General features: G+C 44.0%; 20 protein-coding genes. 10 read left to right on the top strand and 10 right to left on the bottom strand.

Features of this window, described 5'->3' with window-relative positions; all coding sequences use genetic code 11:
* The 4 genes from BCT11_RS27565 to BCT11_RS27550 all read left to right on the top strand — a co-directional run.
* A partial coding sequence (locus tag BCT11_RS27565; protein WP_241909063.1) for a DUF1611 domain-containing protein occupies nt 1-1,176 on the top strand: 1,176 nt, incomplete at its 5' end.
* Nucleotides 1,173-2,285 carry an alanine/ornithine racemase family PLP-dependent enzyme gene (locus BCT11_RS27560; protein ID WP_042605600.1) on the top strand — a complete coding sequence of 371 codons (1,113 nt, stop codon included), beginning with the start codon at nt 1,173-1,175 and terminating at the stop codon, nt 2,283-2,285. The genes BCT11_RS27565 and BCT11_RS27560, both read left to right, overlap by 4 nt.
* Complete coding sequence (gene gspS2, locus BCT11_RS27555; RefSeq protein ID WP_080869673.1) at nt 2,269-2,646, top strand: type II secretion system pilot lipoprotein GspS-beta; 378 nt, start codon at nt 2,269-2,271, stop codon at nt 2,644-2,646. Before BCT11_RS27560 ends, gspS2 begins: the two co-directional genes overlap by 17 nt.
* A gap of 92 nt (nt 2,647-2,738) precedes the next feature.
* Nucleotides 2,739-3,056: a DUF1840 domain-containing protein gene (locus tag BCT11_RS27550; RefSeq protein ID WP_042605601.1), complete on the top strand. Its 318-nt coding sequence runs from the start codon at nt 2,739-2,741 to the stop codon at nt 3,054-3,056.
* A gap of 101 nt (nt 3,057-3,157) precedes the next feature.
* Here the strand turns inward: BCT11_RS27550 and BCT11_RS27545 are convergent, their stop codons facing one another.
* Both BCT11_RS27545 and BCT11_RS27540 read right to left on the bottom strand, forming a co-directional pair.
* The gene (locus BCT11_RS27545) at nt 3,158-4,324 is read right to left on the bottom strand and encodes a hypothetical protein (protein WP_102389992.1); all 1,167 of its coding nucleotides are present in this window, start codon (nt 4,322-4,324) and stop codon (nt 3,158-3,160) included.
* A gap of 527 nt (nt 4,325-4,851) precedes the next feature.
* A complete protein-coding gene (locus tag BCT11_RS27540) occupies nt 4,852-6,444 on the bottom strand; it encodes a S8 family peptidase (protein WP_102389990.1) in 1,593 nt (530 codons plus the stop codon).
* A 634-nt stretch (nt 6,445-7,078) separates the two neighbouring features.
* Here BCT11_RS27540 and BCT11_RS27535 point away from each other — a divergent pair.
* Entirely contained in the window at nt 7,079-8,065 is a 987-nt protein-coding gene (locus BCT11_RS27535; protein WP_038872414.1) for a cytochrome-c peroxidase, read from the top strand.
* Between the two features lie 69 nt (nt 8,066-8,134).
* Here BCT11_RS27535 and BCT11_RS27530 read toward each other — a convergent pair whose 3' ends face one another.
* From BCT11_RS27530 to BCT11_RS27500, 7 genes are all read right to left on the bottom strand, one after another.
* Nucleotides 8,135-9,559, bottom strand: coding sequence for an aspartate kinase (locus BCT11_RS27530; protein WP_038872412.1), 1,425 nt, complete (start codon nt 9,557-9,559; stop codon nt 8,135-8,137).
* 88 nt (nt 9,560-9,647) lie between these two features.
* The gene (locus BCT11_RS27525) at nt 9,648-10,034 is read right to left on the bottom strand and encodes an ectoine synthase (protein WP_005393369.1); all 387 of its coding nucleotides are present in this window, start codon (nt 10,032-10,034) and stop codon (nt 9,648-9,650) included.
* Nucleotides 10,035-10,047: 13 nt separating this feature from the next.
* Nucleotides 10,048-11,313, bottom strand: a complete 1,266-nt coding sequence (ectB, locus tag BCT11_RS27520) for a diaminobutyrate--2-oxoglutarate transaminase (RefSeq protein WP_102389989.1) — start codon at nt 11,311-11,313, stop codon at nt 10,048-10,050.
* Nucleotides 11,314-11,348: 35 nt separating this feature from the next.
* Nucleotides 11,349-11,882 carry a diaminobutyrate acetyltransferase gene (ectA, locus tag BCT11_RS27515; RefSeq protein ID WP_038872407.1) on the bottom strand — a complete coding sequence of 178 codons (534 nt, stop codon included), beginning with the start codon at nt 11,880-11,882 and terminating at the stop codon, nt 11,349-11,351.
* Nucleotides 11,883-12,253: 371 nt separating this feature from the next.
* Nucleotides 12,254-13,918 carry a BCCT family transporter gene (locus BCT11_RS27510; protein ID WP_102389987.1) on the bottom strand — a complete coding sequence of 555 codons (1,665 nt, stop codon included), beginning with the start codon at nt 13,916-13,918 and terminating at the stop codon, nt 12,254-12,256.
* A gap of 218 nt (nt 13,919-14,136) precedes the next feature.
* Nucleotides 14,137-14,886: a 3'-5' exonuclease gene (locus tag BCT11_RS27505; RefSeq protein ID WP_198594009.1), complete on the bottom strand. Its 750-nt coding sequence runs from the start codon at nt 14,884-14,886 to the stop codon at nt 14,137-14,139.
* Complete coding sequence (locus BCT11_RS27500) at nt 14,883-16,763, bottom strand: DUF294 nucleotidyltransferase-like domain-containing protein (RefSeq protein WP_102389985.1); 1,881 nt, start codon at nt 16,761-16,763, stop codon at nt 14,883-14,885. Before BCT11_RS27500 ends, BCT11_RS27505 begins: the two co-directional genes overlap by 4 nt.
* Nucleotides 16,764-17,201: 438 nt before the next feature.
* On the opposite strand from BCT11_RS27500, the gene proV reads away from it, so the two are divergent.
* From proV to BCT11_RS27480, 4 genes are all read left to right on the top strand, one after another.
* Nucleotides 17,202-18,389 carry a glycine betaine/L-proline ABC transporter ATP-binding protein ProV gene (proV, locus tag BCT11_RS27495; protein ID WP_038872399.1) on the top strand — a complete coding sequence of 396 codons (1,188 nt, stop codon included), beginning with the start codon at nt 17,202-17,204 and terminating at the stop codon, nt 18,387-18,389.
* Between the two features lie 5 nt (nt 18,390-18,394).
* Nucleotides 18,395-19,513, top strand: a complete 1,119-nt coding sequence (proW, locus tag BCT11_RS27490; protein ID WP_102389962.1) for a glycine betaine/L-proline ABC transporter permease ProW — start codon at nt 18,395-18,397, stop codon at nt 19,511-19,513.
* Nucleotides 19,506-20,513 carry a glycine betaine/L-proline ABC transporter substrate-binding protein ProX gene (gene proX, locus BCT11_RS27485; RefSeq protein ID WP_038872393.1) on the top strand — a complete coding sequence of 336 codons (1,008 nt, stop codon included), beginning with the start codon at nt 19,506-19,508 and terminating at the stop codon, nt 20,511-20,513. The genes proW and proX overlap by 8 nt, the downstream gene beginning before the upstream one ends.
* A gap of 225 nt (nt 20,514-20,738) precedes the next feature.
* Nucleotides 20,739-22,148 (top strand): MATE family efflux transporter, encoded by a 1,410-nt coding sequence (locus BCT11_RS27480; RefSeq protein WP_042605607.1) that lies wholly within the window; start codon nt 20,739-20,741, stop codon nt 22,146-22,148.
* 70 nt (nt 22,149-22,218) lie between these two features.
* Here BCT11_RS27480 and cysS read toward each other — a convergent pair whose 3' ends face one another.
* Nucleotides 22,219-23,592, bottom strand: coding sequence for a cysteine--tRNA ligase (gene cysS / locus BCT11_RS27475; protein WP_102389960.1), 1,374 nt, complete (start codon nt 23,590-23,592; stop codon nt 22,219-22,221).
* 394 nt (nt 23,593-23,986) lie between these two features.
* Here cysS and BCT11_RS27470 point away from each other — a divergent pair, with 394 nt between their 5' ends.
* The gene (locus BCT11_RS27470; protein ID WP_102389959.1) at nt 23,987-25,924 is read left to right on the top strand and encodes an LTA synthase family protein; all 1,938 of its coding nucleotides are present in this window, start codon (nt 23,987-23,989) and stop codon (nt 25,922-25,924) included.
* Nucleotides 25,925-25,988 lie beyond the last annotated feature (64 nt).

Below are 25,988 nucleotides of genomic sequence, written 5' to 3'. Positions count from 1 at the left end.
ATCTTTCAATTAACTAGAACCGAACATATAAAAAACGACCATAGCCCAACTCGTCCGGAACCTTGGACGCCACTTTGTCATAAAGTCAATCCGACGACTCCTTCTGCAATTATTTACTGTGAAGGTAACTTTAATAAAACTGACGGAAAGACAGCGAATGGTTTGGTAAGGCATTCCCACAATTATCGCATTTTATCTGTTATTGATAGTGAGCTAGCTAACTTAGATTCCGGTGAAGTTCTTTATGGTACGAAAAATCATATTCCTATTGTGGCAAATATTGAAGAAGCCATTATTCAGGCGGAAACAGTTCCTGATTACTTTATTTTTGGGATAGCGCCATCAAAAGGTTTTCTTTCAGATTCTGAAAAGCAAATTATTCTCGATGCTATGTCATTAAATATGAATATAGTGAATGGTTTACATGAGTTCTTAAATGATGACCCTGTTTTTCGTGAAGCCAGCTTAAAAAATAATGTTCATATTCTTGATATTCGTAGACCCAAGAGCAAGGGAGAACTGCAATTATTTAGTGGCAAAATACACAGTGTTCAGTGTCCAAGAATTGCGATAATGGGAACGGACTGCGCATTGGGGAAAAGAACGACTGCGACGATACTGGCGAATGAGTTAAGAAATAAGGGTCTCAATGTTGTTATGATAGCGACGGGACAAACGGGCATTATACAAGGTGCACCTTATTGTGTCGCATTAGATGCTGTCCCCTCTCAATTTTGTGCTGGGGAGCTAGAAGCAGTAATCGTTAAAGCGTATGAAGCAGAGAATCCAGATATCATTATTATTGAAGGACAGGGAGCACTGAGTCATCCTGCATTCTCTACCAGCTCGTTTATATTACGTGGTAGTTGTCCGACTAGTGTTATTCTACAACATGCGCCTAAACGTATGTATCGCATAGATTTTCCAGATATGCCGATGCCTTCCGTTGCCTGTGAGATAAACCTCATAGAGGCGTTCTCCAATACTACAGTTATCGGGTTAACTCTGAATCATGAAGGGATGTCTTCAGATGAGATTATTTCCGAAATAAGTGTGTATTCTGCTGAGTTTGACCTACCTGTGACAGATCCATTATCTCAATCTAAAGAACAACTGCTTCAGATGGTATTGTCGACCTATCCTTTGTTAGAAAACAAAATATCAGAGCAAAGGTGAGTTACCCGAAGTTAAATATTGACTGTTCAAAAATTCATCATAACGCTAAGTTTCTTATTGAAACACTTGCTTTAAAAAATGTCTCAGTCACACCGGTTACAAAGTCTTGTTTAGGTCATCCTATCATTGCGCACATTCTGGTTGATGCTGGAGCAAGTATGCTTGCTGATTCTAGAGTGGAAAATATACAAAGAATGACACATTGTGGAGTTGCTGTTCCGAAAATGTTAATACGCACTCCAATGCTGAGTCAGATTGCGAGTGTGGTGGCGTATTGTGACATCAGTCTGAATACTGAAGTTCAAGTTATTCAGCGGCTCTCTCGAGTAGCAAAACGAGAAAATACTAAACACGGTGTGATAATAATGGTTGAGCTTGGAGATTTGAGAGAAGGTGTTATGCCATGTCGCGTCATTAATTTCATACGTGAGATCATTCTATTACCCAATATAGTTATCAAAGGGATTGGGGCGAATCTTACGTGTCGCTATGGTGTTGCTCCTGATGATAAAAAGATGAGGCTTCTTTCTGATCTTGCAGACGGTATTGAAGCAGTTTTTGGTATTAGTCTTGAGATTATTTCAGGTGGAAACTCATCTTCAATCAATTGGGTTCTAGCTCATGAGGGGAAAACTCGAGTCAACAACTTGCGACTCGGAGAAGCAATATTCTTAGGCTGTGTCCCTGTAGAGCAGAATTCAATCAAAGGGTTATACACCGATGCGATTACGTTAACTGCTGAGGTGATCGAAGCTAAAATTAAACCTTCTTTGCCATGGGGGAATCGAGGGGGCAATGCATTTGGTGAAAGGGAAATACTCCAAGACCGCGGAGCTGTTTCGCAGGCAATTCTCGCCTTGGGTCGTCAAGATGTTTGTGTGACGGGGCTTATCGCTCCTTATGATATGAACATTTTGTCGTCAAGCAGTGATCACTTGATACTCGAAACTTCCCAAAAGCCCTTAGCCGTTGGAACGAAAGTTCAATTCACTCTCGATTACAGTGCATTTTTGTCGGCTATGTCTTCTAACTCAATGCATAAAGTTTTTCATAATTATAGCTCTAGAAATAGTTCAAGAGGGAGTGTTTTTCTTGAATCAACATCGTAATACATTCGTACTATTTATCATCATTCTGCTGAACGGTTGTTTATCAAATCAAATGCTACCAAATGAGTTATCTGATTATAGAGCAACGATTATTTCAAGCCGACTCCCACAAAAAATAGGAGCATTAACACTAGTACAAGCCAAGTCAGATGCGAATAACATTTCTCTTATTTTTACCAAAAACAAATTTGTTGATATGGATAGCCTAGTTGAGCAAGTTGCTATCGAATTTTGTGAGAAAGAGGAAACTAGATATCTATTGAAACGTGGTATCTCTTATCGAATTATAACGTTAGATTCCAATAATAAAGTAGATAGCCTCAATTCCATCTCTTTAAATACATGTATTAATGATGAATGAACAAATAGATACTAGCAAACTTTCAATTGGGGTTATCTTTGAAGTTGCTTAAGACACAGATTTTTTTAGATAGCAAACGCAAAGAGGTTTTTATGTTAGTAAAATTTAGTTGTAAAAATCATGCAAGTGTCATCATGTTTGGTGACGTTGCTCAAGAAATAATAAAAATGATGGAGCATAGTGGAAAGGTGCCAAGTGCGATTCTTGCATCAGATATACCAGAGGTACTGGTAAAACTAAATAGTGCGATCGAACGAGAAAAAATACGAAACCTCAATAATGTTGAAATGAATGAAGAGCATGAAAACGCAGAACCTGCTATTTCAATCATTGAGCGAGCCTATCCATTACTTGAATTATTAAAAACGGCAATAGAAGGGAAATGTGACGTTATGTGGGAAACATTGTAGTTCATAATAATTGAGTCTTTTCTAACGCTAAAAGAAAAACAATCTAATTTCAATATAAAGGGACTCAAATGAGTCCCTTCTGTATTTTAGACCCACTCACCTTATAAAACCGGCACGTGATGCACTTCCACTTTAGTTTTGTGAATATGGCTCATCTTATGGGTATTAACGAAGTCTGTTCCGCTCCTAAAGCCCGTTTTCACTTTAGTAGTGAGTACTGCAATGTTGTTACCAAAGACAACGTCCGTGTGACGAGCGTATTCGCATTCTGTAGTCTTAACGCCGCGTTCAGCAAATCCTTGCTCCATCCTGCGAGAGTAAGTAACGAAGTCCGCTGGCGTGATTTTTTCGTCTAATTTCGAGTTGCTTGTTACTGCACTTATCACATCTGCTGGCTTCAACGATTTATCGAGGTTTTCTAATACCTCTACTGCTTTCTTGGGATGTACAGTTGGTGCCCTTTGACAGGTATACATTTCGTAGAGGTACTCAACAACCGTCTCTATATCCTCTTTATTGTGTCCCCCCATCAGATAACTCCCGTTACCTACTGCACCGCCGGAAAATTTGCTCTCGCCATTAAGATGCTTAACTAAATTCCCGTCTGGCTTGATGCTGACACCAATATCGAAGAAGTAATCTCCAGCATTTAGGGCAAGTAAAGAGACCATATTCTTCGCAAAAGCTGGGCTGCCATGGTTGATACTTGCCTCATACAATTCAGTCACCTTCTTGGCAATGACTGGCGTCGCGATGTTTTTCTTGCTCAGCAATTCATCAACTGAAACAAACTTAACATTATCAGGAAGCTCAACGCGTGAGTCATAACAGGTTCGCCCCTTAGTGCGTCTATCAACATATATAATGTGCTTTACCTTCGGGGTGATTTTTGCATTACTAATGACGTTCAATAGACCATGCTCCTTTTCAACGCTTGGAATAATATTGTCTTCACCACTTTCCGCTTTTGTATTAACCCAACAATAAGCAACGGTCTTGGTTGGGAGCTTGGAAAAACTCGGTTTCGCGCACAACAAAGAACTAAGCCCACCCTTTTTCTTATTTTCTTTTAATTGAGTTAAGGTGACTTCAGTATTTTCACTGTTGCGTTCAGCCATGACTCTTTCTCGATTTGCAGCCCAACGCTTATTATCTTCTTGTGTCACTTTAAGCTCTTCTTTTCGAGCCAGACGTTGTTGTTCAGCGCGTTCTTGAGTTGACTGTTGTAGTTGTTCTGTATGGTTACTTGGTGAAGATTGATATCGCATTAAACTGCCCCTAAATACCAAATGTAAGAATTTGTTACAATATGATAGTTCTAACAATTAGATAAATAGTGGCGACAAATTAACCATTAAAATAGATGTTTTTACTACTCAAAAGCTCATCATGAAATCTCAAAGGGCTATTATTCCCTTTCTTTTAAGATAACTGTTAGTTTAATTAATTCACAGAAAGAATGAATTATGGTGTTATTTATTCACGAGATTTAAACAACGGAAAAATAAAAAGAGACTCATATCAGCCCTTTCCTATTTCGAGTTATCTTAGCTATTCGCTAAATTTCCCCCCCCTGCTTTGGTGAATACAACGGCAGACGTTTACATCTCTATCCATAATTCAAATTCAAATTCAAATTCAAATTCAAATTCAAATTCAAATTCAATATTATTTATAGCGACAGCTACTCCCATCTAGTTACCCCTTTAGAACGACAAACAAATGTATTTGAATAGGCTCAAACATAGAGCTTTCAAAAACTAAGCCCACCGTAAAGTGGGCTTGGTGTTGTAAGTTAGTAGTTCGCCTGAATGGTCATACCGCTGTAGCTAGAATATGCGTAAATCATGATGTGGTACCGACCGCTCTGCGGTGCGGTCACTGTGCATGTCTCGTTGTTACCGTATTTGTATGGTCTGCAATCCCAGTTATTGCGTGTTGGTTTCGAGCCAAAGCGTACGTAGAGGTCAGCATCCCCACTTCCACCAATGGTTTGAACAGTTAGACGTTGGCCTGCCTCTAGGTCAGCATAGAAATAGTCCATCGCACCTGTTGCGCCGCTCAAGCCATTCACTGGTAAACCAGCGGTTAGCTTGCCCTCAGGATCCGGTGTTGGATTTGGACCACCACAATCTTGACCACAGCCAGAATCTGACAAGCTATAGAGCAGCTTGTTTACGCTTCCGCGAGTGTCTGAGACTTTTCCATTGGATGCTCGTTCAGCAATCAGAGCCTCTAGCTGGCTTGGTGATAATGCACTGTTTTCTTGAAGATATAGCGCTGCAACACCGGCTACATGTGGCGTTGCCATTGAGGTGCCACTGATGGTTTTGTAGCCACCATCATACCAAGCAGATTTGATTTGCGAGCCTGGTGCAAATACATCGACACAGCTACCCCAGTTTGAAAAGCTCGAGCGTGAATCTGAGCTCGTTGTGGAGCCAACGGTCACACCAGAAGCAACACGAGCAGGTGAATAGCTACAAGCATCCGCATTGGAGTTACCGGCCGCGAGCAGGAAGCTAACCCCTGATTGAATCGCACTTTGCACTGCGCTATCGAGAGCGACAGATTGGCCGCCACCTAAACTCATGTTGGCGACTGAAGGCCCTGAAGCGTTAGCCGCCACCCAGTCCACCCCGGCAATGACACCGGATGTCGAACCTGAGCCCGAACAGCTAAGCACTCTTACACCAACAATATTCACGTTCTTTGCCACACCATACTGGCTGCCGCCAATGGTGCCCGCAACGTGTGTGCCGTGTCCATTACAGTCACTTGCATCTGCATCGTTGTCGACAAAGTCATACCCTGAAACCGAGCGACCACCAAACTCGACGTGTGAATTGTTCACACCTGTATCGATGACATAAGCCGTTACCCCAGTGCCATCAAAGTTGGCGTTGTAATTGCTATCAAGCGGTAGGCTGCGCTGATCAATTCGATCAAGGCCCCAAATCGCATTGCTTTGGTTCGCTTCTACCGAGACTATCGGTTCAAGCGTTAGCATTTTATCTTGTTCGATATAGTCTACTCTCGGATCAGCACGCAGTTCGTCCAGCTGATTTGTATTCAACGTGGCAACAAACCCGCTAATTGAGCGATCAAATACGGATTCTACCTGTATTGAATATAAGCCGGACATACTGTCCACGGATTGCTGTGTGGATTGTTGAAAATCAGGAGAATCGCTCGGTATCATTTGTGGCTGTTTAAAGACCACAATGTAACGATCAGCGATGGCAACATCGTCCGGAGCGAGCAGCAACGCTGCAGGGGCTTGTTGTAAATCAGAAGCATCTGGCAGATCCGTTGATTGAGAGTAAACGGAAGCAGAATGAAAACAGAGTGCCGAGGTTATACAACAAGTAAGTAGTTTCTTTGACATAAAATGTTCCTTGAAATCATAGTGTTGTTGATTTTTACCTAGTACCAAACTGTCAACACGAAAACACAGACAATCAGCGTAATACGCTCAATACGTGCTGCAGTGACGTTACACGATTCAACCTAGAACAATACGCAACCGGATGCGTAATTGATAATAATTCACACACTCAGAAACATGATCAATAACCAAGCTTTATTGAAATTGAAATGCAAAGATTCATTTAGACTTAGAGCAAAATCCCTAAAATAGAATAATTCTACACACCTGACATATTACCTGTTACATACCCTCCTACTATCGATAATTTACGCAATAAAGACTTCACTTTTCTTTCATTCTAGGTTTTTCACCTACTAAGGTTCATTTGATTGCATAATTGACCTAAATCAACGAACCTGTCGTTTATATTCTTTGCATATTTGTAAATGAAAGGTGACCAACTGCTTGGGAAGCTAGCAAAATCAAATCGTGCAAAGTTTGTGCGTTTTTAACATCGTTTTTTGCCATAAAAACCATCGATTTTTTGCATTTTATCGAATAAAACGATTGCTATACCGTGACTTCCAGAGCGTACCAATAAGAAGTACGCCGCCCTAGTGAGAGTGAAAAATCACTTAAAAAGGAAGTTATTATGAAAACTCTTATAGCAGTGAGCGTCTTGTCAGTCCTATCTTTCGGTGCCTATGCAGAGCGCCAATCTGCAGAGCCAATCAAGGTCATTGAGCCTATTTCTGGCCTTGATGCTAAGAAAGTAGAACTGGGTAAAACGTTGTGGTTTGAACCTCGTTTATCCGCCTCCAACACCATTTCTTGTAACTCTTGCCATAACATCGCAAAAGGTGGCGTCGATAACCTACCAAGCTCCATTGGTCATAAATGGGCCATTGGTCCTATCAACTCACCGACGGTGTTTAACTCAGATTTGAACTTTGTTCAGTTCTGGAACGGGCGCGCAAAAGATTTGCAAGAACAAGCGGCTGGCCCTATAGAAAACCCACTCGAAATGGCCTTTAGCCACCAGCTTGCGATCGACACGCTCAAGTCGATTCCACAATATCGCGAGTGGTTTAAAGAAGCGTATGGGACTGAGACCATAGATATTGATAACGTCACCGATGCGATTGCAACGTTCGAACAAACCTTGCGTACACCAAACGCGCCATTCGATCTTTGGTTAAAAGGCGACGATAATGCACTCACTACCGCACAGGTCGAGGGTTACAACTTATTCAAAGCGAAAGGTTGTACAGCGTGTCACAGCGGCCCTCTCGCTGGTGGTCAAATGTACCAAAAAATGGGCTTAGTGAAGCCGTTCGCAACGGATAACCCAGATGTGGGACGTAAAGCGATCACGGGTAATGATTTCGATAAGTTTGTCTTCAAAGTACCGACACTAAGAAATGTTGAACTGACCTACCCTTACTTCCATGATGGCTCAGTTTGGGAGTTAGAAGAAGCGGTGTCGATGATGGCTGATTTACAACTTGGCCAAAAGCTGACGAAGGAAGAGTCTGGAAAAATCACTGAGTTCTTACGTTCTCTAACGGGTGATCAACCGGAAGTGACGTTGCCTCACTTACCGCCATCCACTAACGAGACTGCTCGCCCGAATATCTAAATTGTTCGATAAGAAACACAAAGGAGCCACAATTGGCTCCTTTACTATTTCCATTACCAACTAAACGCTTTAAGCAACGCTCACCGATTTTTTCATTGTACTGCCTTGCTCAAAGAACTCTTCGTGCAGTGCACAAATCGCTTGTTTATACTCGCCATCACTGACCACAAACTGTACATTCACGTTTCTCATTGATGAATGGAGCGCGATCGGTGTTACCCCACTGTTCATCAGCGCTAGCACGCCTTTCGCTAAAGTTTTATTAGTGTCAATCTGAGAACCAATCGCGGAGATCAACGCGACCATTTTTCCTGTAATTGATGCTTTAGGGTGGCGCTTCTCAGCCTTGTAGAGCACTTTGTTTAAACTATCAATGCTGCCGCCTAGGTAATAAGTGATTGAGTTTGCGTTCATCTCCTTCCCAATCAGATTAACGCGAGCGTCCGCAATGATTTCCATCAGTTCGTAACTGACATTATCTACTTTGCCTACCATCGCTTGGTCAAACAAATGAAGTGCAAACACCTTTTGTTTACCTGCAATAATCTCAATACGATCATTCTCTGGGCGATAATCTGCTGAGATTAACGTTCCTTGGTGCTCAGGCTCAAACGTGTTCTTTATTTGTAACTCAATACCGCTCTCACGTAGACCCGCTGCAGCATTGGGATGGATGGCTTCCATCCCTAAGTTTGCCAGTTGATCAGCCACATCATAGTTGGTCGAGCCTATAGGGTTAACGTTATTGACACCAACCACTCGCGGATCGGCAGAACTTAAATGGTATTCCTTATGGATAATCGCCAGATCAGCTTTAGTCATGGCAGCGATGCGACTGAACGTCATCTCACTGTAACCGCGATCATAGGTGTGCATTAAACCTTCTTTGCAGTAGGCATACCCTGTGACAATTGGCAATTCTTGAGTAACATCAATCTCAGCAAAGGCATCAGAGATAGATTCATCCAGTGTTTTGGGTGTTTGGTTATCCCAACCAGAAAGATCGACAAACTTTGCGTTAATGCCGATATTTTTCAATTTCAAAGCCGTGTTATAGGCACTGTGTGCTTCACCTATCGAGGAGAGAAATTCACGAATTTGAGGCAAATAATGACGTAGAGAAAATTGACCATACTGACAAGTTTCAAGAATGTTGGTGACACAGTTTTTAGCTTCTGCGATGCGAGAACGGATGAATTTATCCGCACGCATTCTATTCATTGGGTCAGCAAAGATATGTTCATTGGTCAGTAGCATTCGACTTTCAACATAATCTAACGCCTCCTCCCATGCTTCATCTCGCTTGGCAATCAATTGATAGACGCCTGGCTTGCTGGTTTTTTTGCATTCCAGTAGTGCATCCGTCATACCACCGTAGGCAGAAACGACAAAAATACGGTTATAAGGGTTTTGTGGACGAAGGAGAATGTTATCAAGCACAGCATCGAATGCTGTCATCGAAGTACCGCCGATCTTTTCTACGGTAAATGTCATGAGAGGGCCTTAATGATTGGTAATTTGAAAGAAAGGAAAAGAAAATGGGGTGAAGCTTCACCCCATTTCAAATGTTTATAGAGTTAGGCTAGTCAACCAGAGGGTAAACACCGTTCTCATCGTGCACTTCCGCACCTGTAATTGGTGGGTTAAACACGCATGCCATCACCATTTCTTTGTTTTTGTATGCACGAAGATAATGTTCGTCATGCTTATCAAGGATGTACAGTGTGCCGGGTTTAATTGGATAGGTTTCGCCACCTACGACTTCTATTTCCCCTTCTCCACTCATGCAAAATACCGACTCGAGATGATTCTGATAATGAATGTGTGTTTCTGTTCCTTCGTATATCGTCGTGATATGGAATGAGAAGCCCATGTTGTCATCTTTCAATAACATACGTACGCTTTCCCAGTTGTCCGACACTACACGTCTTTCGCTATTGCGACACTCATCGAGTGTTCTAACGATCATAATTCTTTCCTTGCTATGATGCTTGTTTGAAATGTTTGCTTGCTATGGCTTCGACTGAACCCTCGAAGATATTCAGCCCTTGCGTAAGTTCGGATTCTGAAATGGTCAATGGACAGAAGAACTTCACGACTTCATCATTTGGTCCTGCAGTTTCAATCACCATGCCATTGTCGAAACAGGTTTTAGCAATATCGCCTGAGATTTGGCCATTCTTACATTCAATTCCGATCATCATGCCGCGGCCTTTGCGCTGTACAAACAACTCAGGGAATCGTTGAACCGAACGTTGAATAACTTCATTAACCATGTTTGAGCAACGCTTAATGTGCGTTTCGAAGTTATCGTTTGACCAGTAAGCCTCGAGTGCTTTCGCGGCAGTCACAAACGCGTGGTTATTTCCTCGGAATGTGCCGTTATGCTCGCCTGGTTTCCACTGATCAAGTTCTGGCTTTAAGAGCACAATAGCCATTGGTAGACCATAACCACCAATGGATTTAGACAGAGTCACCATATCTGGCTTGATACCCGATGGCTCAAAGCTGAAGAATGTACCTGTTCTGCCGCACCCTGCTTGGATATCGTCAACAATCAATAAGATATCGTGTGCTTTACACAACTTACTTAACCGCTGCAGCCACGCGTTGGATGCCACATTTAGACCACCTTCACCTTGCACGGTTTCTAGCAGTACTGCCGCTGGCTTATCCATACCCGCCGAGTTATCGGTCAACATGGTTTCAAACAGTTTGAGACCATCAATATCAGCATAACCTTCGAAAGGAATACGAGTGACGTTGTTAAGACTAGAGCCCGCGCCTTGGCGATGATGTTGGTTACCCGTTGCCGCTAACGCACCCGCCGTACAACCGTGAAAACCGTTGGTGAAAGCTACGATACTACTGCGCCCTTTCACTTTCTTTGCCAATTTAATGGCGGCTTCAACGGCGTTGGTTCCCGTTGGGCCAGTGAATTGAACTTTGTAATCAAGCGCTCTTGGTTCAAGAATGTACTTATTCAAGGCTTCAAGAAAAGCGGCTTTTGCTTCTGAGTGCATGTCTAAGCCGTGTGTAATGCCATCCATTTCAATGTACTCAAGGAGCGCTTGCTTGAGTACTGGATTGTTATGACCGTAATTTAGAGATCCCGCTCCAGCAAGGAAATCGAGGTAACGTTCGCCTTGTTCTGTTTCTAGCCAGGAACCTTTTGCTTTGCGAAAGACAACCGGGAAACTGTTTGAGTATGAACGTACGTTGGATTCCTGCTTTTTGAAAATATCCATGATGAGACCGTTATTTGATTCCTATTGGGTGGGAGTTAATTGAGGGGAATGCGATACAGGTATTCCGTATCGTGTTTGCCCTTGAAATGATCTTTTTCGTCCAAGAAAGTGGTCACCTCGCCAGCATTACTATTTTGAGCATCGAGTTTTTTAAATAGTGCCCAAGATGCCTCATTAGATTTAGTAATTGTGGTTTCGACGGTGTCGATGCCTTCAAGCCCTTCTCGCTTTAATAAATTGTCGAGCATTTGAAAAGCCAAACCCTTGCCTCTAAAACGAGGAGCGACGGCGACCTGCCAGACGAACAACACATTAGGTTCATCTGGCTTTTGATAACCAGAGATAAACCCTGCGAGCTCGCCTTTATGCTCAACCAAAATACAGGTTTTGCTGAAGTGCGTAGACTGAAGGAAATTGCAATATGAAGAGTTCATATCGAGTGGTGGACAATCTGCTATCAAGCTGTAGACGTTGTCACCATCCGACACTTCTGGCTCACGAAAAATCCATTTTTTGCTTGGGTCTTCTCCAATTTCTGGATACATCACCCAAGGAGCTGATGTGATCATGTGTAGATACATATCCTTCGTGTTCTAATTAAATTTCCTTTTTATTATGGGCATCTCTCGTAGCTAAAAATCAAATAAACAAGAGATTAATCGTCATTAAGTCGATCAATGTCACATCATTAGTGGTTGAGGGTGAAATGAAAATTAGTTTGAGCTCTAATGTATTTATAGGGCAACGTAAGAAATTAGACGATACAGCGTCACTATTCGTCAGCAGCCCACCCAAAGAAATGATTACAACCGTAAGAAATCCTTCCATTCGGTATTAATGCAACAGATTGGGTGAGAAAAAGAAATAAAGCATAAGAAAAGAAAACGGCACGCCCAAGCATGCCGTTTTTTATTGAAATTTATCAGAGAAAAGATTCGCGTTACGCTTTCGCTTTTTTCGCTGATTTAGATTTTGGACGAGGCTCATCCATTAGGCCTTTCACCAAAGACACTGTCGCCACAAGAAGTACGATTGTGAATGGCAAGCCCGTTGTTACCGCCATCGCCTGTGCCGCTGCTAGACCGCCACCAAGCATCAGTGCAATTGCTACCAAGCCTTCGAATGTACACCAGAACACACGTTGTGGTGTTGGCGCATCCACTTTACCGCCCGCGGCAATCGTATCGATAACCAAAGAGCCAGAGTCAGCTGACGTAATGAAGAATACGACTACTAGGATGATACCCACGATAGAAGTGATCTGAGAAAGTGGCATCACGTCTAACATAGCGAACAGTTTAAGAGGCAGTTCTGCATCAAATACTGCTTGGTAACCATCGTTCACGTATTGGCTGATCGCCGTTCCGCCGAATGCGGTCATCCATAACACACACACTGTAGATGGGATCAAAATTACACACACGATAAACTCACGAACAGAACGACCACGAGATACGCGCGCAATAAACATACCTACGAATGGTGACCATGAAATCCACCATGCCCAGTAGAACGCAGTCCAACCTTGCGAGTAGTTCACGTCTTCACGACCAAACGGCATCGACAATGCAGGAATATTCGCTAGGTAAGCACCAATGTTGTCAAAGAAGCCCGTCATAATCGCCATAGTTGGACCAACAATGATCACGAATAATAGCAATAGCGCCGCTAAACCCATGTTGATTTCAGACAGACGCTTAACACCACTATCTAGGCCCGCAACCACAGAGATCAATGCAAGTGCCGTGATGATAATGATCAACACAACTTGCGTAGTGTCTGTCATTGGGATACCGAACAGGAAGTTAAGACCTGTTGCCGCTTGCGATGCACCGTAACCAAGAGAAGTCGCTAGACCAAATACCGTTGCAACTACGGCAAGAATATCGATGATGTGACCAGTCCAGCCCCAAACGCGCTCACCAAAAAGAGGGTAGAAAATGGAACGCATCGTTAGAGGCAAGCCTTTGTTAAACGAGAAAATCGCCAAACCAAGAGCCAACAGTGCATAGATAGACCATGGATGCAGAGCCCAGTGGTAAATCGTTGCAGCCATACCAAGTGCAGACGCAGCCGAGGTGTCCCCTTCCGCAGCACCCAGTGGAGCCCAGTCAGTACGAACGCCGTTCTCAACGTTTACACCACCTAGTGCCGCACTAAAGTGAGACATTGGCTCAGATACACCAAAGAACACCAAACCGATACCCATACCAGCTGCGAATAGCATCGCAAGCCAACCGGCATAAGTATAATCTGGCGTTGCTTCTGTACCACCGATACGAACACGACCAAGTGGCGTGACGATCAGGATCAAGCACACCACGACAAACACGTTGCCCGCAGATAGGAAGAACCAATCAAGATTTGATACCAGCCAACCACGCAAACCCGCAAAGAACGGTTCTACTTGTTGTCTGAATGTCAGTGTTAACACTACGAACAGGATGATCGACATGCCTGAAATAGCAAATACACGGTTGTGAATATCAAGTCCAAAAGGACCGACTTTTAACGCGACGTTATCCTGACCAATCTGGTAATCAGTATCGATCGGGTTCACCTTACCGTCGGGGCGCTGTATACCGCCATTGTTGTCAGTGCTCACGATTTATCTCCTTAAAATACGTGGCCAAATTAAAAAAATCGTTGTAGGAATCGAAGGGATGGCTTTTTCGCGCCACTTGCTGCAAAGCTTATTGCGATCGTTGCGCCGCTATTAGAATTGTTACTCTACTGTGTAATTTTAACGTTAAACGCCCCGATATCGCATTGCATTTCGTTATCGGGACGAATAATTATTTTTATGGCTAAATTGCAGCGTGGTTATTGCCAAATCGTAGACAATCGCATGTCCTCGTCAAAATGGTATTGCAGTTGCGCTTGTAGCAGTTCCGCTGTCGCAAGTGCATCCGTAAGTGCATGATGAGGTTGATATACTGGCAGATGATATCTTTCACGAGCGTGCCCTAAACGCACCGAGCCCGGCTTTTTACCTTTGAGCTTATTTAACCAACCTTCACATTGACGACGCTGAATCGCGTATTCAATATCCAAGGTATCTACAACAGGGAATTGAATCCCCTCACCTATGCTATTCAACAAGGCATTGTTAAAGAATTGACGCTCAATATTTTTGTAATGCACCACCACAATCTTGCCTGAGAGTTCTGCCAATATAGCCTCTAAGATTTGATTAAGTTGCGGCGCACTCTTCACTTCTGAATCGGTAATACCATGAATCACAACCGATTCTTCATTCAATTCTCGATTTGGATTCACCACCCAATGACGCGAGCCACTGCATTGCACTCGTTCCAGAGTAAACGGAACTAAACCAATAGTAAGAATGGCGTCTTCTTCTGCATTTAAACCCGTGGTCTCAAAATCGACGGAGACAAAAGGTACCTCTTTTAATGGCGTATCACCATTCACAATAGGCGCAGAGTAATAACGTTTTAATCGATCATCTTTCGATTGCGCGGCAAGTTGCTCAAAGAAAACGGGCCAATCAGGTGTCTGGCTGGTATCTAATAAATCACGTGCATCTTGCTGTTGTTTAAAAAACCACATCATTTACTGCTTCTCTGATAGCGGAACTTAATGAAGTTTTGCGCGTTACTTAGAATCTGGAAGGCGGCTTTTAAATTACGGCGCTCAAACTCAGACATATGTTCAGGCTCGATATTGTTGTCCGGCTCTTCGCCATTTTCAATATCCAATGCCTGATGACGAATACGTACCATGTAAATAAGTTCCATGGCATCTTTCAAGTCCATCCCTCGCCCTTTCGGCAAGATCCCAGCGTTATTGATGTCATCCAGACGCTCGAATGAATTTTGTGAGCGAGAGCCAATGGCAAGAGAATGGACACGAATCAAGTCCGCCATCGGTGCAGTGCCGCGACGTTTCAAGTTAATGGAGTTTCGATGACGGCCATCCTTCTCCATCACAAAGTCTTTAAAGAAACCCAGAGGTGGTGTTCGACGAATTGCGTTGTAGGCCATACAAGCGAGGAATCGGTTGTTCTTCTTCGCGCGGCGAACAATGAATCCGCTTAATTGCTCTGCCCACTTCACTCGGCCATGCACACCTAATAGATCAAAGAAAATGCTGCTATTGAGCAGACGCTCCGGTGTTGGGTCATCAATCCAGTTAGCAAAACACGCTTCCCATTCTGAGCGCGTTTTGCGCCATTCTGGATTAGTTGCCATGATGTCGCCAGAACAGTAGGTGTAACCACATTCTGCTAACCCATCGCAAATAAACTTAGCAAATTGCTCAAAGTACTGACCATGCTCACTCGGTTCGTAGCTGTTATCGAGAATCAATGCGTTATCTTGGTCCGTGACGATCAATTGCTCATCACGCGCCATGGACCCCATTGCGAGCAAACAATACGGAATAGGTGCTGGACCAAGCTCTTGTTCTGCTAACTCAGCAAGACGCTGCTTGAAGCTACTGCCAATAACCGACATCGCTCGGCCGACCATGTGGGCGTTCGCATCTTCACTCACCATACGGACAAAACAGTCTTTCACTTGTTTCGATACCGCTTTAAGATCTTCGATCGTGTTCTGTTGGAATATCGAACTCACAAGCAATAAACTGTTTTGCGACTCGTATCTGACGATATCCGTCATACTGAGTACACCAATCGGTTTTTTGTCTTTGAGGATTGGCAGGTGGTGCACGTTATAGCGCAACATGGTCAGCATGGCTTCGAAGACATACGCACTGTTATCAAGAGATACGACGTCGTAACTCATCACCTCACTCACGGGTATGTGAGTCTCCCTACCCTCAGCTAAAACGCGTATACACAAATCACGGTCGGTCAGGATGCCTAAGAGTTGGTCGTCATCATCTTCGGTAATTTCTTCTTCTGGACGCACGATCAACAATGCCGTGACGCCCTCTTCTGCCATCAGTATTGCCGCTTCCTGAATGGTCGCGGTAGCAGCTAAGGTTACGGGCTCTCGGCTAAGAATCTTTCTCGCTTTTGCGGTGGTAAAATCGTTGCCATCAGACTGGTTCGAAACCACGGTTCTTAGTCTTGCACTGTCTTCCAATTCCATGAAATCAGCGAAATTCTCAAACTCATCACACAATTCGTTGAAGATGCTCTCTGGGATGCAATACACTAATGTATCTTCAATTGCTTTCGCTGGCATACGGACTCGGTTATTCATCAACAACCCCATTTGTCCAAACAAACCACCAGCATCAATACGGTTATACAGCTCCCCCTTGCGGCGGAAAATTTCGACGACGCCACTGCGAACCATATACAGATCACGAATATTGTCACCTTTCTTTAAAATATCTGAGCCTGCGCGGTAGTAAGCCACTTCAGCGTTCATTGCGATATTTTTCAGGTGCGTCTCTGGTAAGTCATCAAAGGGAGGGTATTGGCTAATGAAATTGAGTACTTCTAATTGCTCGGCTTCCATTCTTTATTCCATGCATTGCCTAAACTTCAGCGATAAATATCACCAAGCATTCAATCAGGCAATAAATAAATCCAGTGATGGTATGAATCGACTCAAATAGCAGAACATGTCACCAACACATTAATTCGAACTCTAACTTAAAACATTCTAAAACGGCCTATTTACGAAAGATTTCGTTAGGATCAAAATGTCACTCATCAACCACAATAAATTCAAAAATATTTCACAGGCCATTTCACCCACTTTTGCGACGCACTACAAATAAACATAACGCACTGTTTTTACGTCATTTAAAGCCAAATCATTGGTTAAGCTGTTTATGTCTAATTTGTGTAATGTCACCACACAAACCTTTTATCGAACATTGAAATTTTCCCAAACATTACTTAGAGTACGAAACGTTTTACTACAAAACATTCAAAATTAAGGATGATTTACATGGATCCCATACTGGAAGTTAAGGGACTGTATAAGGTGTTTGGTGACGATCCTGATCGCGCATTCTCACTGATTGAGAAAGGCATCGATAAAGATCGTATTTTTGAACAAACAGGTTTAACGGTTGGCGTTAACGATGTCTCTCTTTCCATCAATGAAGGTGAGATTTTTGTCATTATGGGCCTATCTGGCTCAGGAAAATCCACCCTCGTTCGTCTTCTCAATCGCTTAATTGAGCCAACCAAAGGCAGCGTTTACCTAAAAGGTAAAGACATTGCCCACATTTCTGAAGATGAACTTAGAGAAGTTCGCCGCAATAACATTTCCATGGTTTTTCAAAACTTCGCGCTCATGCCTCACATGACGGTGATTGAAAACGCTGCTTTTGGCCTTGAACTCGCCGGTGTGAACCTCAAAGACAGGCAAGAAAGTGCGTTGTCAGCCTTACAACGCGTTGGCCTTGATGCCTACTCAGAATCCTATCCGGATGAGTTGTCTGGCGGAATGAAGCAACGAGTTGGCCTCGCTCGAGCTCTCGCGTGTGACCCTGATATCCTCCTAATGGATGAAGCCTTTTCAGCGCTCGATCCACTTATCCGAACCGAAATGCAGGATGAACTTATTCGACTGCAAAATGACGATAAACGTACGATTGTTTTCATCTCTCACGATTTAGATGAAGCCATGCGAATCGGCGATCGTATTGCCATCATGCAGAATGGCGACGTGGTTCAAGTCGGTACACCAGATGAGATTCTTCATAACCCTGCCAATGATTATGTGGAAGCCTTTTTCCGAGGTGTTAACGTTGCAAACGTGCTGACCGTGAAAGACATCGCTCGAAAAAAGCCAGCCGCTGTTTTCAAGAAGTCCGAACATGATGGTCCTGGGTCTGCAATGCAGATATTGATGGATCACGACCGCGATTACGGCATAGTCATTGATAAATCCAGCCACTATTCTGGCATTGTTTCTCTTGATTCGTTACGCGTTGCCCACAAAGAAAATCGCTCACTAGCCAGTGCACAATTGATCGACGAAATCACCCTCCAGCCAGACCAAGCAATCAACGACATTCTTGGTGTCGTCGCTGGTGTCCCTTATGCCGTCCCAGTTGTCGACGAGCAAGGCCACTATTATGGTGTCGTGACAAAATCACGTCTTCTGCAAACGTTGGATAAGGATTAGTCATCATGTCAACAGAACAAACCACTAACGATCCGTGGTCAACGACAGAAGCGGAACAAACCGACCCGTGGTCAACAGCCACAACAGAACAAAGTGACCCTTGGTCACAAGGCAGTGAAGCGACGTCAAGTATAGACTGGTTGAATTCTGAAACCATTGAAGAAGCCCCTTTTGATATCATGAACCCCTTTCAAGATGCGGTCCTTCCTTTGGATACTTGGGTAGAATCTGGGTTAGATTGGCTCGTCGAACATGGACGTCCGGTCTTTCAAGCAATTCGCGTTCCCATTGATTTCATTCTCTCCTCATTTGAAACGGCGCTCGTCTCTACACCTGCCCCGTTCATGCTCATCATTCTCTTTTTATTAGCATGGCAATTTTCTAATTTGCGTTTAGGGATGTCGACATTCGCTTCATTAGTCTTCATTGGGCTGATAGGTGCTTGGTCCCAAGCAATGACGACCTTGGCATTAGTACTGACATCCGTATTCTTCTGTCTGATCATTGGATTACCACTTGGTATCTGGCTGGCAAGAAACAACACCGCCGCTAAGTTCATACGGCCCATACTCGATGCAATGCAAACCACCCCAGCTTTTGTCTACTTAGTACCTATCGTCATGTTGTTTGGCATCGGGAACGTACCTGGCGTGGTGGTCACCATTATTTTTGCATTGCCTCCCGTGGTTCGCTTGACCATTCTTGGTATTCAACAAGTCCCAGAAGAGCTGATTGAAGCCGGACACTCGTTTGGAGCCAGCAAAAAGCAAATGCTGTACCGCATTCAACTTCCCCTTGCCCTACCGACTATTATGGCAGGCGTAAACCAAACCCTGATGCTCTCCCTTTCTATGGTTGTTATTGCCTCTATGATCGCAGTTGGTGGGTTGGGACAAATGGTATTACGTGGAATCGGACGTTTGGATATGGGGCTAGCAGCGATGGGCGGTTTAGGTATCGTAATCCTTGCCATTCTACTCGACCGTATCACACAAGTTTTAGGCGCTAACGCGGGTAACACGAAGTTACGTTGGTACCACACCGGTCCAGTTTCTTACCTTTTAAAACTGACCAACAAATCGAACCAACCTGATCTCAAACTTAGGAGAAACATAAATGACTAATTCATGGAAGAAAGCGCTAACAGCTGGAACGTTAGCAACGATGGCGTTTTCGACTCAAGCTTTAGCGAATGACTTACCGGGTAAAGGCGTTTCAGTTCAACCAGTTCAATCAACGGTTGCGGAAGAAACGTTTCAAACTCTTATTGTTAACCGCGCGCTTGAAGCGTTGGGCTACGATGTTCAACCAACTAAGGAAGTCGATTACAACGTTGGCTACACTTCGATCGCAAAAGGCGATGCTACGTTCTTAGCTGTGGGTTGGTTCCCTTTGCACGCAGACAAATACACGATGTCAGGTGGTGATGATAAATTCTACCGCCAAGGCCAATACGTTAGTGGTGCGGCTCAAGGCTACTTAATCGATAAAAAAACCGCAGAAAAATACAACATCACTAACATTGGTCAACTTAAAGATCCTGAGCTAGCAAAACTATTTGACGCCAATGGCGATGGCAAAGCAGACCTCACTGGTTGTAACCCTGGTTGGGGCTGCGAAATGGTAATTGAAGAGCAGCTTAACGCTTACCAACTTCGTGACACGGTCACACACAACCAAGGTAACTACGCAGCAATCATTGCGGATACTATTTCTCGTTATAAGAAAGGCGACCCGATCTTGTACTACACGTGGACACCTTATTGGGTAAGTGGCGTACTCGTTCCGGGCGAAGATGTGGTTTGGCTAGAAGTCCCATTCTCTGCCCTACCTGGTGAACGTAAAGATGTGGATACCACACTTAAGAATGGTAAAAACTATGGGTTTGAAATGAACTCAATGCGAATCGTGGCGAACAAAGATTTCACTGAAAAAAACCCTTCTGCCGCAAAACTGTTCGAAATCGTTAAGCTGAATATCAATGATGTCAGCGCACAAAACATGATGATGAGCCAAGGTAAAAATAGCGCGGCGGACATCGAGTCTCACGTTAATGGCTGGATCAAAGCCAACCAACAACTGTTTGATTCTTGGGTTGCCGAAGCTAAAAAAGCGTCAATGTAATTAACAATCGAATTCCTTCCTAAATAAGACCAAGCGCCAGCAGCCAAACCTGCTGGCGCTTTTTTATCCAAAATTCCTTTCGCAATCGTTTCTCTGTGATCTAAATTACATATTGAATGGCAGAACAAAAGTCCGTATATTGCGCCTGCCTACGCGGCACACCCTACAATGCACAACGCCATCCTGCTTCCACTGGTGCATTGATATTGGTGTTTAACTACATCCATGCAAAACACACCTTCCTCTTTTTCTCGTTTTTTTAAAGAATCGGGCGCATTGTTACACCTGTCGATCCCAATCATTTTGATGCAACTCGCAACTCAGTCGATGGGCTTTATCGATACCACTATGGCAGGCCAAGTAAGTGCTGCCGACCTTGCTGCGATCGCGCTTGGCACCAGTTTATGGCTACCCGTTTCGCTATTGCTTCGCGGCATCATCATGGCATTAACGCCTGTCGTTGCTTACCACCGCGGCGCACAAAGTTTAGATAACATCCGTATCTCTTTCATTCAGATGCTGTGGCTATCCGCGTTTGTTAGTGCCATCTTGATTGTTTACTTGCTACTTGGTGAAACCATTCTCATTGGCTTAGGCGTTGCTCCTGAGATCATTCCTATTGCCAGTGATTATGTTGTCGCATTAGCGTTTGGTGTTCCAGGTATTGCGCTCTTCTATACGCTGAATGGTTTCTGTGAAGGGATGAATAACACCCGCGCTCCGATGCTGATTTCTGTCATCGGCTTGTTGGTGAACATCCCAGTTAACTACATCCTGATTTATGGCAAGTTCGGCATGCCTGCATTGGGCGCGGTTGGTTGTGGCTGGGCAACAAGCTTGGTTTACTGGCTGATGTCTGCCCTGCTGTTTAGCTATATTAAGAGCCATCACCACTACAAAAACATTCTGCACTTCGCTGAGCTAAAACCAGTATGGCAAGAAATCAAACAGCTGTTCAAACTCGGCATGCCGATTGGTTTGAACATTGCGGTTTGTGGCAGTATATTCGCGGTGATTGCGCTATTGATTGGTCGTATCGGTGCAGAGAACGTTGCCGCGGCACAAATTGCACTGAACATCTCTAGCATGACGTACATGATCCCAATGAGTCTTTCCTTTGGTATCACTATTCGCGTTGGTCATGCATTGGGTGAACAAAAGCTTGAAACGGCCTCTCACCGTAGTTTGGTGGGTATTATTACTGCTGCGCTACTGTCGCTGATTTCAGTCGGCTTCTTCCTGCTGTTCCCAGAGTGGATCATTCGTTTGTACACCACAGATCCTGTAGTTTCAGCGACCGCTGCTACTCTGTTGATGTTTACTGCGATGTACCAGTTCAGTGACGCGCTACAGACCTCTGCGAACGGCGCTCTGCGTGGCTATAAAGATACTAAGATTCCGATGATTCTGGCGATTCTTGCTTACTGGGGCTTGGCGCTTCCACTGGGTATGTTGCTGGGTATCACGGATGAAATCGTTCCAGCCATGGGCGAAGAAGGCTTCTGGATTGGTATCGTGACCGGCTTAACCATCGCAGCAATTGCAATGCTGACTCGCTTGACGCTGGTGATTAAGAAGTACAATCAAACCGCAGAAGTGAATACGGCGTCGCAACCTGAGTTAGCGATTCAATAGCGACGAGAACGTTTATCGTTTCAGTTAGAAAGGCTCACTATCGCTGTGAGCCTTTTTGTTTTCTGGCTTACTAGCCTTGTTTACTTACCGTTGAGCTATCACCAGCATCGTTGATTCTATAGCCGAGTTCGGTGACTTTCTGGCGGATTTCGTCAGCTTGTTGGTATTCCTTCTGCTTTTTCATTTGCAAACGCAACTCTACCAATTCCAAGATCTCGCGAGGGATATCTTCTTCCTCTACCTTATCAAGCTCTAAACCAAACACACGGTCAAAGTCACGTACCGTTGCCTTCTTATCTCCGTCATTTAATTCGCTTCCAAGCAACTCCCACATTAATGCCATCGCTTGTGGCATGGCTAAGTCGTTGTTGATGAGTGACATAAAACGCTCAATATATGTTTGGTCGACTTTGCCACCTTCTGGTAGTGCCGACACTTTCGCTTTCAGGCGCTTTAGAGCCGTTTGTGCCGCATCCAAGCTCTCCCACGTAAAGCTCAAATGACTGCGATAATGACTGGTCAGCACCAAGTAACGGTAAGCGAGCGGGTCATAGCCTTTATCGATGAAGGCTTCAAGACGAAGTGACGTGCCGGACTTAGAGATCTTCTCTTTGTTCAATTGGAGGAAGAAGCCATGCAGCCAGTAATTTGCTTGAACGTGGCCATTCTTTGCTTGGCATTGGGCAATTTCGTTGGTGTGGTGAACTGGGATATGGTCTTCCCCACCAACATGAATATCGAACACTTCCCCAAGGTATTTCTCTGCCATCGCAGAACATTCAATGTGCCATCCCGGAAAGCCCACTCCCCAAGGGCTTTCCCATTCCATTTGTCTTGGTGTGTCACCGCTAAACTTCCAGAGTGCGAAATCGGTTGGACTCTTTTTCTCTGCCATTTCGACGCGAATGCCTGCTTCTAATCCCTCGCGATCCAGTTTGGCAAGTTTTCCGTAATCTGGAAGCTTGGCCGAATCAAAATAAACGCCATCGGAGGTTTGATAGGTAAAGCCCTTTTGTTCAAGCTCTTGGACGAATTCAATCTGTTCTTGAATGTGCTCGGTAGCGCGACAAATGATGGAAGGCTTAGTGATGTTGAGGCTAGTAAGATCATCTAAAAACGCGTCTTCAAAATACTTTGCGATCTCCCAAGCAGACTTATTCTGTTTTCTCGCACCCTTCTCCATTTTATCTTCACCGGTATCCGCGTCTGACACCAAGTGCCCAACATCCGTGATGTTCATAACGTGGTTTACGTCGTAACCGTTGAGCTCAAGCGTGCGCCTGAGCACATCAACAAAAAGGTAGGTTCTCAAGTTCCCTGCATGCGGGTAGTCATACACCGTTGGACCACATGCATACAAACCGACTTTACCTGATTTAATGGTGTTGAACGGCTCAAGGGTGCGCCCCAGTGTATTGAATAATTGTAATTTTGACTGACTCATATTGTTATTCCTTTAAATGCAAAAAGGCCGCGGATGAAAACATCGGCGGCCTTTAATATGTCTGTATGATCTTTTGCTAACTAATAGCTACACGAAAGCCGCCGCACATTTTTAGAAGTGCAACAACAACAGTTCGTTGAGATAGAAATCGCTAAATAGTTCATACAGATACCCTAAATAAGAAATCAATAGAAATCAAGCTTGTGATTATCACGCACTTTACGACAACAGACTGAACCACGTACGCCGTATGGCATTACCCTCTCTTACAAAGCCGTACCAATCATTACAATTAAATTTATAAATAAACCTTATATTTCACGCTTACTTCACGTTTTATTTGATAAAAGACACGCCATAAAAATCAGTTACATCAGTAAATTAGGGAATATTTATGAAGAAGCCCACGTTTGGGCCTTTACAGCCCATCGCTGTATTTGCGCTATTTTCGCTTGCTTTTCTTTCCGTTTCGCGGATTTTACTTGCCATTTGGCTTTCTGACCGAATCGAATCTTTTAACGACCTTATTTATATTCTTGGTCAGGGCCTACGCGTAGACTTTGCCACCATCTGTTGGTTATTCATCCTTCCGGGCTTGCTATCTGCCCTATTGCCCGTAAAAGGAAAAGTTGGCGAATGCTGGAAATGGGTATTACGTTGCTGGATGGTTGCAGGGCTATGGATCTTGGTTTACATGGAATTGGCAACCGCACCCTTTATTCAAGAGTACGACCTACGCCCAAATCGATTATTTGTTGAATACCTAATTTATCCAAAAGAAGTGTTCAGCATGCTTTGGACTGGCTACAAATTAGAGCTGTTCATTGGTGCTGTAGGCACGGCAATTACCCTTTTCCTTGGTTGGAAATGGAGCAAGAAACTAACCGACAACGCGAAGCAAGTAAGCTGGAAATGGCGACCTATCCTTGCCATTCTTGTCGTTTTGGTTGGTGTCGCGGGTGCGCGTTCTTCTTTGGGTCATCGCCCTCTAAACCCCGCAATGGTAGCGTTTTCTAACGACCCGTTGATGAACGATCTCACACTAAATTCTTCTTACTCTCTCTTGTTTGCTGTCAACAACATGAAGTCAGAGAGAAGCGCAGAGCAGTTCTATGGAAAAATGGATAACCAGAAGATGCTAGAACTTGTGCGCTCCTCTTCCGCGAAATCAAACTTTGATCCGTCAGTTCTTCCTACAATGAACAGCAATGAAGCGACCTATCAAGGTAAACCAAAGAACTTAGTCATCTTGCTACAAGAAAGCTTAGGTGCTCAGTTTGTCGGAGAACTAGGAGGATTACCACTCACGCCCAATGTCGACAAGCTTATGGCTGAAGGTTGGAACTTTACACAGCTATACGCAACAGGAACTCGCTCTGTTCGCGGTATTGAAGCAGTAACGACAGGCTTCCCACCATCACCATCACGTGCGGTTGTAAAACTAAGCAAAAGCCAGACGAACTTCTTTACTATCGCAGACCTTTTGAAAGCCAACGGCTACCACACCGAGTTTATTTATGGTGGCGAAGCAAACTTTGACAACATGAAAACCTTCTTTTTCGGCAATGGTTTTGATCAAATCATTGAAGAGAAAGATTACGAAAATCCAGAGTTTGTTGGATCTTGGGGGGTGAGCGATGAAGACCTGTACACCAAAGCAGACCAAGAGTTTGAACGCCTGTCTAAGACCGACAAGCCCTTTTTCAGCTTAGTATTCAGTTCAAGTAACCACAGCCCATACGAATATCCAGAAGGTAAAATCGAGCCTTACGACTCTGAATACATGACACGCAATAACGCAGTGAAGTATTCGGATTACGCAATTGGTACGTTCTTTGATAAAGCCAAGAAATCGTCTTACTGGGATGACACGATATTCATTGTGATTGCCGATCACGATGCCCGTGTATCTGGTGCTAACTTAGTGCCTGTAAAACACTTCCACATCCCAGCATTGATTCTTGGTAAAGACATTAAGCCACGTAAAGACGACCGTATTGCTAATAACCTAGATATGCCACCTACGCTACTTTCTTTGATTGGTGTGGATGCGAAAACACCGATGATTGGCCGTGATCTTACTAAGCCTCTCGCACGCAAAGACGAACGTGCCATGATGCAATACGACAAGAACTTTGGTTACTTAACCCGAGACAATCTCGTTGTATTCTCGCCGGGCGAAAAGGTATCGACCATGCAATACAACTTCGATAACCAAACGATGAAGCCTATTGAAGTGGACCCAGCTATCATTGAACGCGCTAAGGCCAACGCTTTGTTTGCCTCTAAGGCTTATCAAAACGACTGGTACTCTTCTAAAGCCATACAGTAACCACAAAAAAGGAGCGCCCAGTGCGCTCCTTTTTGTTTTCTCACTTTGTCCCGTCCTGAGATAA

Origin of the sequence: Vibrio sp. 10N.222.52.B12 (genome assembly GCF_002875385.1) — a bacterium.
GTDB classification, from domain to species: Bacteria; Pseudomonadota; Gammaproteobacteria; order Enterobacterales; family Vibrionaceae; genus Vibrio; species Vibrio jasicida.
The sequence above is the reverse complement of the archived record's forward strand: the minus strand, read 5'-3'. Positions and strand labels throughout refer to the sequence as shown.